Below are 12,625 nucleotides of genomic sequence, written 5' to 3'. Positions count from 1 at the left end.
TTATGAACGCCTGTACATCTGCGTCATCAAAAGGTCCGAACAGCCAAAAAAGACACTCATTTTGAGATCGTCCCTTCTGTCTCGGTCCTGTTCGGCTCAGAGCAGAATCCAACGTAACCTTCAAATGAAGTTATGATGGTCTTACAAACTTGCTAAAGTAGAGCAATGTGCCCTTGGAGTGCAGCTCGGACCGTCCGATGCCGCCTCCTGCACAGTATAACAAAAAACACCAGCTTTTTCACGTGAAGTTTTACACAGGAAACAGAAAGATTGTGGTCGTATACTCAGCTAGGGTCGCTTCTACAATTGTATATCCCCTGAAATAACCTGAATCCGCTCACCCTGGTTCGTTTCTATTACGAGCGCTCCTGAAGGGTCCAAGCCAACCGCTGTACCTTCTACCGCTATCCCTTGTCCTGTATGTGCCCGTACGCTGCGGTTCATCGTCACAGATAATGCCTCCCACAGCATGGCTATTGGCTGGAACCCCTGCTCGGCATATAGCTTGCTTAGCAGCTCCATTTCTTCCAAAACAGCAGCAATCAGCGCAGTACGGTCAACTTCAAGCCCTGCCTCTATTTTCAAAGATGTCCCTACATGGGATAACTCTTCCGGATAATCTTCTACATTCAAATTAACGTCGATGCCAATGCCTGCAATGCAATAGCGAACCCGTTGATCCTCTGTTGCAGATTCCAACAGAATACCGGATACTTTGCGACCATGAATCAGCAGATCGTTGGGCCATTTAATGCCTGCCTCCACACCCGTCAGTCGGCGAATAGCCCTACACACCGCAACACCTGTAAGCAGCGTTAGCTGGGGGGTAAAGGCCAAGGGCTGGGCTGGGCGCAATATAATGCTCATCCAGATACCTTTGCCGCGAGGGGAATACCATTTCCGCCCCAGACGTCCCCGACCTGCCGTTTGTTCCTCCGCAAGCACTAACGTTCCCTCCGGCGCACCCTCTTCTGCCAAACGCATAGCGTCCTGCTGGGTAGATACCGTTGAATCCAGAACGACGATACGCTGGCCAAACGATTGAGTATTCAACATATCTGCCAGTTTGGAGGCTTCCAGCCGATCTGGCTGAGAAATCAGCCGATACCCCCGACGTGAGGAGGCATCGATATTATAACCCAGTTCACGCAGTTTGTTGATCTGCTTCCATACCGCTGTACGACTAACCGACAGTCGTCGGCTAATTTCCTCCCCAGATACGTAATCGGATGAACCTTCCTCCAGTATGCCTAACAATCTTTCATGATTATTCACTACTCATCACCCGTTTCACTTCCTGAAGCAATGTTTCTGTTTCATTCGGGATATCTCCGCAAGCAACCGCTTGTAAAAGCCGTTCCATCATCTGGCCCAGCCAAGGTCCACCTGGTCGATTCATTGCCTGAACCAGTTCATTTCCAGTAATATTTAAATCTTTGATACGAACGACGACAGCCTGCTGTGTCCACGAGTTAGCCAGTTCGGCAATTTTCTTTACATGTTTTTCTACCCATGGCGGTAATCCACGGAACGAAGAAGGCAGTGTCTTGTGAAGCTCCAGCCAGTCTGAAGCTGTATTCTTTCCCAGCTTAATTAACAAGCGAATCCAGTTACGACGCAGCACCTCGTCGTTGATAGGGTCAGAATCTCTCGAAATAGAGTTGTCAGCTATGGCAACAGCATGGCTGATGAGTTCGGTCTCCCATTCCAATAGATGAACCAAACGCAAACGTACAGCGTTGGAGAAGGTCCAAGCTCTTAAAAGCTCGTCCGCTGCCTCGGAGCTAAGTCTACAAGATATAAGGAGCAAACCCCACCGCAGCTCTGCTGGCAGCTGCACGATCTCCTTGAGCGCCTGTGCGTCACATTGTTCCCAGGGAACCGGAACTTTTGTACAGCCGAGCAATCCGCTACGACCCAGCATCTCTAACCCACGTAACGGGTCAGGTCCCGCTAGCATCTTTTCTAACTCGACTCGTACCCGTTCCATGGCTATGTATCGAAGTCCCTCTCTGCGACGAATCATACCTTTCCAGGTATTATAAGCCACTCGGAACCGGAATACAGAGGCAAAACGGATGCAACGCAGCATTCGTAGCCCGTCCTCCTCAAAGCGTTCCTCGGCTCGTCCCACACAACGAACGAGAGCGGCTCGCAAATCAGCTTCCCCACCAAACGGGTCCACTCGCTCCCCATGTTCAGCCATCGCTATCGCGTTCATCGTGAAGTCCCGCCGCATCAGATCCTCACGGATGTCCTTCACAAAGGATACTTCCGTTGGACGGCGGTGATCGGTATAACCGCTTTCCGTACGAAAAGTGGTCACCTCGAATGCATGACCATCCTGCATGACCGTTACCGTCCCATGCTGGATTCCTGTCGGAATCACATGAGGGAACAGCGCTAAGACCTCTTCAGGCTCAGCCGAAGTGGTCAGATCCATATCATGAATAGCTCGTCCTAATAGCTCATCCCGCACACAGCCACCAACCCAATAAGCTTCGTGGCCAGCTGTGGTTAGTGTATGTATGACCTCTCTACCGCGAAGAGCCATTTCTGGATCAGCATGTTGCCAAGTATTTGTATTCACAGGGTTTCCCCCTTTGCAAGTATTCAATAAAAAAACGGACGCGAGTCCGCCTCCTTAAACGCTGATCGGTTTAAGATCCGGCACCTCGCGTCCCAACACACGGTAATAGATTTCTTCATATTGACGGGTAATCAGCTCATCGCAGAATACGGTACGTGCGCGTGTCAGGCACGCTTCACGGAAACGTTCCGCCATCGCTTCATCGGACAGCAGTTCTACTGCATAATCCGCCATCGCCTCGGTATTCCCGATTTCAGCAAGATACCCCGTACTTCCATGCACGACAAGTTCAGGTACTCCTCCTGCCTGGGAACCAATTGTTGGTACTCCACAGGCCATTGCTTCCAGTGCAACTAGACCAAAACTTTCTTTCTCCGAGGGAAGCAGCAGCACATCCGCCATGGAAATCACTTCTGCGATTTGATCCTGCTTACCCAAGAAGAAGACTTTGTCCTGCAAGCCTAAACTTTCGATTTTACAACGAATTTTTGGAAGATCCGGTCCTTCTCCCACCAAAAGCAGCTTCGCAGGTATCTTTTGTTGCACTCTGTCGAATATATCCAGCACATCCCCCACCCTTTTGACAGGACGGAAATTGGAAATATGCATCATAATTTTTTCGTGCGGTTGGGCAAAATCTCTCCTAAGCGCAGCAGCATCTCGTGGATAATATACTCGTTTATCTACAAAGTTGTAGGTCAAATCAATAGGTCGTGTGATTTCCAACGCATCAATCGTCTCACGAATCAAATCCTTGGAGACCGCTGTCACAGCGTCACTTTTGTTAATAGCCAGTCGAATCAGATCCTTTAATGATTCATCCTGTGCCAACACTGTAATGTCTGTACCGTGCAGGGTGGTCACCACTTTCAAATGATCGCCCACCATTTCCTTCGCCAAATAAGCGCATACTGCATGCGGGACAGCATAATGGACATGGAGTACATCCAAATTCTTCATTTGTGCCACCTGGGCCATTTTTGTCGCTAGCGACAAATCATATGGCGGATATCTAAACACATAATAATCGTTAACCTCAACTTCATGATAAAAAATATTCTTCTGGAACGCCCCGCCTAATCTGAACGGAATGCTATTGGCAATAAAATGGACCTCATGCCCTTTTTCTGCCAGCAACTTACCCAGCTCAGTAGCCACAACGCCGGAGCCACCCAGCGACGGATAACAGGTAATCCCAATTTTCAGTTTGTCATTCAAGCTAAGCTGCCTCCTTCCGTCCATCCGTAATCACTCGTATGCCCATGTATTTCAGCATTCTACAACATGCGTAAGTATAAAATCCTTATGTGAATAGCTTAACCAGATATGGCGTTTTGGACGCAAATCCTTCTGCATATGAAATCAGCTTACGTTGACCCAACAACGAGTCCCGAGCTTTTACACGTTCCACGTACCCCTGATTCAGTGGTGTGGATACCGTATCCTTCCCAGGCGCTGCCTGAAATTGCGAAGCATAACTCAACAACGACTGCTCCTTGGCTTCATAATGCTCGGTAATGTCCACGATCAAGTCCGTTCTGCCGATGTCATTAATAAAATAAAAATATAATTGCTTTACCTGTACCGCAGGACTTTCTGGCATAAAACGTCTCAACTTGGCGTTAAACACAGCTTCCTCTACTAACTTGCTGCACATGACATGATCGGGATGCCGATCCTCCCAATAAGGAGCAAATACAACTTTTGGTGCATGGCGCCTGATTTCTGCTGTAACTGCAGCTACATGTTCAGGAGTTACATATAACCCACGATCAGGCAGACCCAAATTCGTCCGCACAGCAAGCCCAAGCACTTTCGAGGCGTGTTCAGCTTCTGCCATGCGAGTATCTACATCACCATTAGATGACATTTCAGCCCGTGTCAAATCGCACACCCCCACCTTAAACCCAGCGGCAGTATGCTTGGCAATCGTGCCTCCCATTCCTATTTCTGCATCGTCGGCATGGGCTCCGAAAATCAGGATGTCCAGCGTCATTTTACATCACCCTGCTGGTCAATGCCCGGTTTATATTTTTGTACCAGCTCACGCCATGCAAAATCGCCACGATCCAGCGCTTTAACCAGTATTTCAGCAGTTGCAACGTTGGTTGCCAAAGGAATCCCCTGTACATCACACAGACGTAATAATGCGCTAATGTCCGGCTCATGCGGCTGTGCCATGAGTGGATCACGCAAAAATATAATCAAGTCCATATCATTTTGCGCAACCATAGCCCCGATTTGCTGATCTCCACCAAGCGGCCCAGACATGAAGCGGTGAATTTGAAGCTTGGTTTGCTCCATAATGCGCTGACCTGTTGTACCTGTTGAATATAATTGGTGATCTGTAAAAACATGCTCATATGCCGTTATAAAATTAACCATTTCATCCTTTTTGCGATCATGCGCTATAAATGCAATCTTTAACATTCCAAACTCCTCCTGCCTCATTCTATAATTCCATTCATCAATTCATTCGTATATTCTTAATCGATGTAATGCTCAAAACCATATACAAGCCCCGGGTGCTCCATTACCTTCTGGATACCGATTTTAACACCAGGCATATAACCAGCTCGTTCATAGGAGTCCTGACGAATTTTCAGAGATTGTCCAAATCCTCCAAATACGACTTCTTGCTGTGCGAACACACCGGGAAGACGAACACTGTGAATGCGGAAGCCTTGATAGTAACCGCCACGCGATCCTTCTAGCGTTTCTTCCTCTTCCGGGTTGCCTTGTCGTAGCTCCTCACGCTGCTCAGCGATCAGTTCTGCAGTCTTAATGGCTGTGCCTGATGGCGCGTCCAATTTTTGGTCACCATGATATTCGATGATTTCTAGATGCGGGAAATATTTCGCTGCCTGAGCCGCAAACCGCATCATCAAAATGACTCCGATCGAAAAGTTGGGCGCAATCAGACCCCCAATTTGTTGCTCACGACACTGCTTGTCCAGTTCATCAATTTGTTCAGGAGTAAACCCTGTCGTACCGATAACCGGACGAACTCCATGCTTAATAGCAAGCGCTGTATGTGCGTACGCGAAGCGCGGCCCCGTAAAGTCGACCATGACATCTGCTCGGCTCTCCAGTAAAGCCTGCTCTACATCCTCCACAATAGCGATACCAGCTTCCGGTAGTCCGACGAGAAGGCCGGCATCACTGCCGGCGTGTGTTCTGTTCACTGCGGCTACAAGCTGTAGTTCCTCATCCTGAAGAACCAATTTGACCACCTCACGGCCCATACGCCCTGCTGCTCCAACGACAGCCACTTTTATTGGTTCTGACATATCCCTACAACTCCTTATGCATCCATTTGTGCTAGATTTGTTCATTCATCTGCTGGCATAATTTCTTCATGAGGTTGGCAAGCTGCACATTGTGAGGAAACAGCGCTGCCGCCTCACGAGCAGCCTGCACAGCCAGCTTATATTCATTCAATTCGTCATAAATCAATGCGAGTAGCAAAAATGCGTCACCACATAGCGGATCAAGAGAAATTGCCCGTTCGAGCAGCAAAATCGCATCCTGGTGCATCTGTGGCGTAGCTCTGTCGACCTCCAGCATTTTTCTGGCCTTTTCTGTATACTGCCTGGCTTCCTGCGCATGCAGATGGAGAACATATTCATCCTGATGTGGCGCGAGACGAACCGCATGCTCTGCATATGCAAGGGCCTGCTCCAAGCGTCCACTGCGAGCGTAGGTAACCGAGCAACGGAAATAATGCTCCGCATGATCAGGCTGGGCTGAAATCGCTTTTTCAAACCACTCCACCGCCTGCTCAAAATCGTTCTGCAAAATGCACTGATAAGCTTTCTGAACGTATTCCTCCGCCTTCATGACACTGCACCTCCGGGTAACCGGTTTGGTACAGCATATGTACAAAATGCCTAATCGGTGTCCTTTTTGGTCCAGCGATTCGCATCACGCGTGTTAAATTTATGCATAACCTTATCATGTGCCTCGGTCAAATTGATACCTAATGAGTTCGCAAAGCAAACTGTGATGAACAAGATGTCCCCCAGCTCCAGCTCAATGGAATTGTCCGCCTCATCCGTTTTTTTCGGCTTCTCACCAAAGGAGTGATTGACCTCCCTTGCCAGTTCACCGACTTCCTCGGACATCCGGGCCAACATGGCCAGAGGGCTGAAATACCCTTCTTTAAATTGAGAGATATACTGGTCTACCTCACGTTGAATTTCATCTAACGATTTTTCCATGAAACACGCAATCCCCCCATGTGCAGGTTTATTCATATGTTATCGTAAAGCACATTTTAAAACAAATTTTTTTTAATTGTGAACTTACGATGCCAACTTACAGTCATCTGTCTTTTAAAGCTGCCGCAAAAAGGTATACTAAACATAAGGGCCTGCGATTTAGCAAAAATTTGCATTCAGTCGCTCATCCTTAAACTGCTACTGTGAGGGATCTTATGAAAATATCCAAGTCCATGGAACAGCTTAAATTGATTTTACCCATCGTATTCGGCACCGCCATCTATGCATTCGGTCTGCTTTATTTTATTATACCCAGTAAACTGATGGAAGGCGGTATTACAGGGATCACCCTGCTGTTAAATTATGCTTTTTCGATTTCACCTTCTCTCTCCACTTTGTTTCTGAACATTCCATTATTTTTAATTGGATGGAAAATGCTTGGGGCAAGCAGATTATATATACGGGGGTCGGTATTGGGTCGCTCACATTCTTTCTGTGGTTGTTTGAAAAAATGATTCATTTCGGATGGATGGGGACGTTTCAGACTGAACACGATTTTATACTTTCTTCATTATATGCGGGGGTTACGCTGGGGGCCGGGTTAGGTATTGTGTTCCGCTTTGGCGGCACTACTGGCGGCTCGGATATTATCGCTCGTATTTTAAACAGGAAGTTTGGCTGGAGTATGGGAAGGATTATGCTGGTCATTGACATTGTCATTATCGGCGCTTCACTACTTTACATACCCAAAGAAAAAATTCTATATACATTAGTCGCTGTGTTCATTGCGTCCAAGATTATTGATTTTATACAAGAGGGGGCTTATTCCGCCAGAGCTTTTATGATTATCAGCGACCACACGATGGACATTGCAGATATTATTACCAGGGACATGGATCGCGGAGTTACGATTATTCCGGCTGTAGGTGCATTTTCCAAACAGGCCAAGCATGTTGCCTATTGTGTCGTGTCCCGTCAGGAAATACGGCGACTGCATCAAATTGTTAAATCAGTTGATCCACGGGCGTTTATTATCATTCAGGATGTGCATGATGTGCATGGCGAAGGGTTCAAAGAGGAATAGCCCGGTAATCCGGGCAATGGGCTGACATATATGGATGGATCCACAGCCAACGATGCGAATGTTCAAACTTTCATCGTTACCCAATGAAACCAGCCCGATATTTACGATAACCTGCGTAAGCCAGCGCCAGCAGAACAATCATGCCGATGGCCCATTCAGCCCGGCGCTCACTTTCACGCGGGATAAATGGCGCTAGTGCGGTAGCGTCTTTCTCACGTCCAAACAAGGCATTAAACGTCGGGTTGCCTTGGTCCAATGCTCCTCTAATCGCTGATGCATCTGCATTTTGCTGATCTCCCAATCCTTTGACGTAGGAAATCCAGGAATCAGTCCGCACGACCTCGGTTGTTCTGCCATGGATCAATGCTGCTGTACGAATCGTTTCATAGTGGTCTTCCAGCACTTCGGTACCAGCTTTGAATCCCTTCATGTTCCCTTTAGCAAACTGGTTATTCAAGCCGCTAACATCTTCTCTTAAAATCTTATAATACTGCTGCCATAAGGGCTGGCGCGGGTGCGCAAGCGCATCTGTCGCAAGCCGTAAATTCGCAGCTGCCTTCACCCATTCATCCGGTGATGCTTGAACCGACTGTGTAGCTTGCTGCACCTCCAGAATGCTGCCGGATAGAGCATGAATGGCCTCTACAGATAGCGCTGCCTGCACCTGTCCAGTGCTGAACCATCTGCTCACCTCGGCTACATCCGCGCGTGCTTTTTCAATATTTCCGTCCATTACGTCACGGTACAGTGTCGCAGCTGCATGATCCAGTTCTTCAATTTCCTTGGTATTACCTTCGGGTTTTGACTGATCGCGCGCTTCTGCCATACCTGGAGGGACGTAGACGGACAGCAGCAGGACCATGGATAACACAATACTCAAAACCACACGTAACGTAATACGAACCCCCCGACCCCTAATCATGGGACATCCCTCCTCACCTTACTGTATGGCAAGGTTAACGGGACTAGAACTGGCTTTAGGTGAAACGTTAGAAACCGGCTATGCTCTGAACAAAATAGGAAACACAAGTGGATTTTCATTACATCTGTTGGGATGCTTAGTCATATAAAACAGCGTAGTATCTTCCTGCTTCAGCACAGACATTTCGCAGCCGTCCTGTTCTTTTGGTGTAAAGCCAAAAACAACCTTTTTCGTATCTTTTTTCATGACTGCCCCTAGAAATTTCATCTAAAGAAATGTCGCCCGCTCCAAAAATATCGTAACAATTCATCGTATCCCCTTCGAAATCTGCAACAACAATCGTATCGTATTGAGGTATGTGCCAGAACTTGTCTTTAAAAAATAAGGTACTATAAAATAAAACCAACCACTCATTGTTTTCCGCAGAAAAAAGTGAATACGGATTGAAGTCAGCACTCTTCATCTTCAACAACTGCAAATCCGACATTTCTTCTGTATTCAATTTCTCGATCCTTATGTCCAAGCTGTTAGGTGCCTTCCGGCTATATTGATACTCGGGTGCCGAAGCGAAGCCGAATTTAGGATAAAAATCCCTCACACTATCATTTCCAAACAGATAGATACCATCGCAATTGCCATGCCAATCTTTCAGCGCTTGCTCTACTAAAAACCGACTCAAACCTTGATTCCTGTAGTTTGTAACCGTCATTACAGTCCCGATCTGAATATATTTTTTCTTCTCGCCTGATACATCAAAATCCATTAGACTTACAGATACATTGGCCACAACACAATCCTCATCCAAAAGGACATAAGGAATATATCTATCCTCCCAATCCCCCAATTGAAACCAGGCTTCAAAATCAAAGCCAAAACTCTGTTTTGCTAATTCATTAAAACTTGTTTTTATTTTGTGATCATCACGGATGCCCTTTTGGAATGCATATTCCTTTTGATTTATAACTATATGCATCTCTATTTCTCCATTCAAAAGACTCAAGCTATATCACGATGAGACGCTACCTTTCGATTACGCGCCAGCATGGCAAGCCATGCCACTACAATACTAACAAGGGTCAGCATGTAGGTAAAAGTACGCACTTGCGTTACATCATCCGTTAGCGTCCTGGGAAGATAAGGGTATATGCCAAAGGTATAATCCATCGTATCATTTAACAAGGTCCAAAGTGCGGCTAAGCATAAAGCAATCCATTTGCAGGTAAAAAAACGTACAAACAGTAAGGCTTCGACCGCCATTGCCGTGTGAGATGCTATCAGCATCCAATCCTGCCATACCATAGTTCCCCCCTGCGCAACTCCCCACAAAATAATAGCCGAAGCCCAAATGCCGTACTTTACACTCGTGACGACAGCCAACGCTTCCATAATCTGGCGAATAACCTTCAAGCTTTTGAGATGCGGAGGATAGAGCAAAAATGCTATGGAAATTGTAAAAAATAGGCTGGCTGTCGGACTATCAGGCACAAATACAATCTGCCACATCGGGTGATAATTCAGTGTATATTCCAGCTGTCCTCCATACCATATGTACCCATACACCGTTCCAACTAAATTACACCAGAACAGCAGCCACAAAAAGGGCCGGCTCGTCAAGAACGACCGGCTCCACAAATAAGATAACGACACGCCCTTCATCCTCCGTTCATACGACAGATACCTTGCACAGGCACTATCTTACAAAGACTATATCATATCCAAGCGTATCAAAAAAACCTGACCGCCGTTACGGGTCAGGTTTGATGATATAATCTCAAACTGGCGCTTGGCCATTTATGACCAACTTAAGCTTACCAAAAGCGTTCTAACTCATTGCTTTCAGCTCATCCGTAAGATGACGAAAAGCTACTTCATCTCCGGAGGCTAACGCCTCATCAATATCCTTGTAAAGTTTTTCACTCCGGTGTTTACGTAATGCCTCGTCCAAAACCATTTCAGCAGACAGGCCCAACATTACCTCATAAGTAACCTTCATTTTATCCATAGGATGCACCTCCAACATGAGTTTAAGAGATCCTATATTCTTTTCCTTTCGCCACATAGCTGAGTGTCGTTCGTGACATCCGCTGCAAATCTGCATCTGTCAATTCGCGCACCACTTTGGCAGGTGTACCGATAGAAAGAGTATAGGGTGGTATTTTGGTATTTTCCGTAACGACCGACCCTGCTCCTATTAAAGCATATTCACCAAGCTCCGCTCCGTTGAGTACAATGGCCCCCATACCAATTAAAGTGCCTTTGCCTATCGTACAACCGTGGATAATGGCAGCATGTCCTACCGAAACATCATTCGCCAGCAGCAGGGGCTGATCCGTGTTCACATGTCCCACGACGCCGTCCTGAATATTGCAGCGTTCACCGATGATGATAGGCGCCATATCCCCGCGCAGTACGGCATTAAACCATACGGAGGACTCTTGGCCGATCGTTACTTTTCCGACAACTTTTGCTCCTTCTGCCACATAGACAGATGAATGGAGCTGTGGCATGTTTCCGTTGTAGCGAATGAGCATCAACTTCACCCTCTCATATTTTGGGTGAAATTCTATCAACATGTGTACTGCTTGTCAATGGAGCCGTATACCCGAGTCGTTTCGCCCAAGGCGGCACTCTCCCGCCAACTTCTGCCCCAGGCCGTCATTTGTACAGAAGGTCCTGTTGAATGCTCACCTTGTCGAAGCATACCCAAGTGAAGCATCATTCGTATAATCCTCTGATCAAAGACCGAACGGGGGGTATCATAGTAAAACGGTCGGATCAGTGGACCAATATGCACAAAAAGCGACTCCGAGGATGTCCATGGCCTGGCACATTCTCCAATCCAATAGACTAGTGAAATCAGATTGGGTACGGCTCCTTTATACAATCTTAACCAAAACCTGAATAGCTGTATCATTTCATCCTCAATTGCAAGTTCCTGTTGTGCCTCCCCTTTTGCGGTCAGCTCAACCCGGTCTCCCTTCTCCTCAATATACTTGGAGTGACGGGCGTAATCGTACAGTAATGCCATTCGATCCGGATAAAATTTAAAAGAGGAACCATAGCCAAAACGCCATCCTCCTTTACCCAACAACGGCTCCGCAATGTGCAAATGCTCCATTAGCTGCTGCTGATTGCGACGGTACCAAGCTCCCTCAGGATTAAGCAGAACCTCATGTTGTTTCATATATTGAAGGAAAAGCCGTAAATCCTCCGCCAGTAGATGACCTTCATCCCGGTACGACGACGGTTCGCTTACCCTAGTCATCCCGTTTTGAAAGTCATATACCATAACACGCCGGAAGCGCTCTTTCATATCCGACGGAATTTGGTACAAATACCTCGTATTGTGCGTCGAACCGTTGAACAACCAGCCGCTAGAACGCAGACGGGTCACAATATCTCGTGGTCGCTCACCAGCATCTCCGTCATTCTCAACCGACTGTTTGGCAATCGCAATCAATTCCTCCATACTGAAATAAGGTCGGTCATCGAACAATAGCGCGTTCAAAAACCTTACCTCTGACAACCTCAGCTCCTTGACCTGCGTCTCAAAGAAACTACTACTACCGAGCTTTGTCAAAATCCCTTGGATCAACTCATGCTTGGAATTAGGTTTGCAGTCACAATCGTAATACACTGCGATTCTGTTCAAATGCACAATATCCGCAAATGTCAGCATATCCGCCAGATTCATTGTTCCATCGCCTCGTCACTGGACTGTCATCCGGAAATGATTCTTACCTGTTGTACCCACAGCTTTGACGGAATCTTCAGACTCTAAACCTCTTTTTTGGCAAAGGTATAATTAA

The 12,625-nt window shown here is 46.9% G+C and carries 13 protein-coding genes and 2 pseudogenes; 1 reads left to right on the top strand and 14 read right to left on the bottom strand.

Features of this window, described 5'->3' with window-relative positions:
- Nucleotides 1–300 precede the first annotated feature (300 nt).
- From BN1546_RS22690 to BN1546_RS22655, 8 genes are all read right to left on the bottom strand, one after another.
- Nucleotides 301–1,275 (bottom strand): biotin--[acetyl-CoA-carboxylase] ligase, encoded by a 975-nt coding sequence (locus BN1546_RS22690; RefSeq protein WP_058829721.1) that lies wholly within the window; start codon nucleotides 1,273–1,275, stop codon nucleotides 301–303.
- The gene (locus BN1546_RS22685; RefSeq protein ID WP_090738873.1) at nucleotides 1,268–2,590 is read right to left on the bottom strand and encodes a CCA tRNA nucleotidyltransferase; all 1,323 of its coding nucleotides are present in this window, start codon (nucleotides 2,588–2,590) and stop codon (nucleotides 1,268–1,270) included. Before BN1546_RS22685 ends, BN1546_RS22690 begins: the two co-directional genes overlap by 8 nt.
- A gap of 54 nt (nucleotides 2,591–2,644) precedes the next feature.
- Nucleotides 2,645–3,808, bottom strand: coding sequence for an N-acetyl-alpha-D-glucosaminyl L-malate synthase BshA (gene bshA, locus BN1546_RS22680; protein WP_013371646.1), 1,164 nt, complete (start codon nucleotides 3,806–3,808; stop codon nucleotides 2,645–2,647).
- An 85-nt stretch (nucleotides 3,809–3,893) separates the two neighbouring features.
- Nucleotides 3,894–4,586 (bottom strand): bacillithiol biosynthesis deacetylase BshB1, encoded by a 693-nt coding sequence (gene bshB1, locus BN1546_RS22675; protein WP_090738872.1) that lies wholly within the window; start codon nucleotides 4,584–4,586, stop codon nucleotides 3,894–3,896.
- Nucleotides 4,583–5,020 carry a methylglyoxal synthase gene (gene mgsA / locus BN1546_RS22670; protein WP_090738871.1) on the bottom strand — a complete coding sequence of 146 codons (438 nt, stop codon included), beginning with the start codon at nucleotides 5,018–5,020 and terminating at the stop codon, nucleotides 4,583–4,585. The genes bshB1 and mgsA overlap by 4 nt, the downstream gene beginning before the upstream one ends.
- 56 nt (nucleotides 5,021–5,076) lie before the next feature.
- Nucleotides 5,077–5,880, bottom strand: a complete 804-nt coding sequence (gene dapB / locus BN1546_RS22665; protein WP_090738870.1) for a 4-hydroxy-tetrahydrodipicolinate reductase — start codon at nucleotides 5,878–5,880, stop codon at nucleotides 5,077–5,079.
- 31 nt (nucleotides 5,881–5,911) lie between these two features.
- Nucleotides 5,912–6,430 (bottom strand): tetratricopeptide repeat protein, encoded by a 519-nt coding sequence (locus tag BN1546_RS22660; RefSeq protein WP_013371650.1) that lies wholly within the window; start codon nucleotides 6,428–6,430, stop codon nucleotides 5,912–5,914.
- A gap of 50 nt (nucleotides 6,431–6,480) precedes the next feature.
- Complete coding sequence (locus tag BN1546_RS22655) at nucleotides 6,481–6,810, bottom strand: nucleotide pyrophosphohydrolase (protein WP_007430805.1); 330 nt, start codon at nucleotides 6,808–6,810, stop codon at nucleotides 6,481–6,483.
- A 215-nt stretch (nucleotides 6,811–7,025) separates the two neighbouring features.
- On the opposite strand from BN1546_RS22655, the pseudogene BN1546_RS22650 reads away from it, so the two are divergent.
- Nucleotides 7,026–7,894, top strand: a pseudogene (locus tag BN1546_RS22650) (YitT family protein).
- 76 nt (nucleotides 7,895–7,970) lie between these two features.
- Here the strand turns inward: BN1546_RS22650 and BN1546_RS22645 are convergent.
- The 6 genes and pseudogenes from BN1546_RS22645 to BN1546_RS22620 all read right to left on the bottom strand — a co-directional run bounded on the left by BN1546_RS22645 (nucleotide 7,971) and on the right by BN1546_RS22620 (nucleotide 12,510).
- Nucleotides 7,971–8,816: a sporulation protein YpjB gene (locus BN1546_RS22645; RefSeq protein WP_013371652.1), complete on the bottom strand. Its 846-nt coding sequence runs from the start codon at nucleotides 8,814–8,816 to the stop codon at nucleotides 7,971–7,973.
- A gap of 136 nt (nucleotides 8,817–8,952) precedes the next feature.
- Entirely contained in the window at nucleotides 8,953–9,789 is an 837-nt protein-coding gene (locus tag BN1546_RS22640; protein ID WP_255305501.1) for a GNAT family N-acetyltransferase, read from the bottom strand.
- A 23-nt stretch (nucleotides 9,790–9,812) separates the two neighbouring features.
- A complete protein-coding gene (locus BN1546_RS22635) occupies nucleotides 9,813–10,463 on the bottom strand; it encodes a DUF1405 domain-containing protein (RefSeq protein ID WP_013371654.1) in 651 nt (216 codons plus the stop codon).
- A gap of 175 nt (nucleotides 10,464–10,638) precedes the next feature.
- Nucleotides 10,639–10,818 carry an IDEAL domain-containing protein gene (locus tag BN1546_RS22630; protein ID WP_013371655.1) on the bottom strand — a complete coding sequence of 60 codons (180 nt, stop codon included), beginning with the start codon at nucleotides 10,816–10,818 and terminating at the stop codon, nucleotides 10,639–10,641.
- Nucleotides 10,819–10,840: 22 nt separating this feature from the next.
- On the bottom strand, nucleotides 10,841–11,347 hold the full coding sequence (locus BN1546_RS22625; protein ID WP_013371656.1) for a gamma carbonic anhydrase family protein: 507 nt from the start codon (nucleotides 11,345–11,347) through the stop codon (nucleotides 10,841–10,843).
- 54 nt (nucleotides 11,348–11,401) lie between these two features.
- Nucleotides 11,402–12,510 (bottom strand): annotated as a pseudogene (locus BN1546_RS22620) (hypothetical protein).
- Between the last annotated feature and the right edge of the window lie 115 nt (nucleotides 12,511–12,625).

Origin of the sequence: Paenibacillus sp. Mc5Re-14 (genome assembly GCF_001049835.1) — a bacterium.
Classification (GTDB): domain Bacteria; phylum Bacillota; class Bacilli; order Paenibacillales; family Paenibacillaceae; genus Paenibacillus; species Paenibacillus polymyxa_C.
This window is presented reverse-complemented; position numbering and strand designations above follow the sequence as displayed.

What these genes read in the sequence shown, in the direction of transcription:
- BN1546_RS22655 (WP_007430805.1), bottom strand. Translation starts at nt 6,810, where the DNA reads ATGGAAAAATCGTTAGATGAAATTCAACGTGAGGTAGACCAGTATATC.
- BN1546_RS22645 (WP_013371652.1), bottom strand. Translation starts at nt 8,816, where the DNA reads ATGATTAGGGGTCGGGGGGTTCGTATTACGTTACGTGTGGTTTTGAGT.
- BN1546_RS22630 (WP_013371655.1), bottom strand. Translation starts at nt 10,818, where the DNA reads ATGGATAAAATGAAGGTTACTTATGAGGTAATGTTGGGCCTGTCTGCT.
- BN1546_RS22660 (WP_013371650.1), bottom strand. Translation starts at nt 6,430, where the DNA reads ATGAAGGCGGAGGAATACGTTCAGAAAGCTTATCAGTGCATTTTGCAG.
- BN1546_RS22625 (WP_013371656.1), bottom strand. Translation starts at nt 11,347, where the DNA reads ATGCTCATTCGCTACAACGGAAACATGCCACAGCTCCATTCATCTGTC.
- bshB1 (WP_090738872.1), bottom strand. Translation starts at nt 4,586, where the DNA reads ATGACGCTGGACATCCTGATTTTCGGAGCCCATGCCGACGATGCAGAA.
- dapB (WP_090738870.1), bottom strand. Translation starts at nt 5,880, where the DNA reads ATGTCAGAACCAATAAAAGTGGCTGTCGTTGGAGCAGCAGGGCGTATG.
- BN1546_RS22640 (WP_255305501.1), bottom strand. Translation starts at nt 9,789, where the DNA reads ATGCATATAGTTATAAATCAAAAGGAATATGCATTCCAAAAGGGCATC.
- mgsA (WP_090738871.1), bottom strand. Translation starts at nt 5,020, where the DNA reads ATGTTAAAGATTGCATTTATAGCGCATGATCGCAAAAAGGATGAAATG.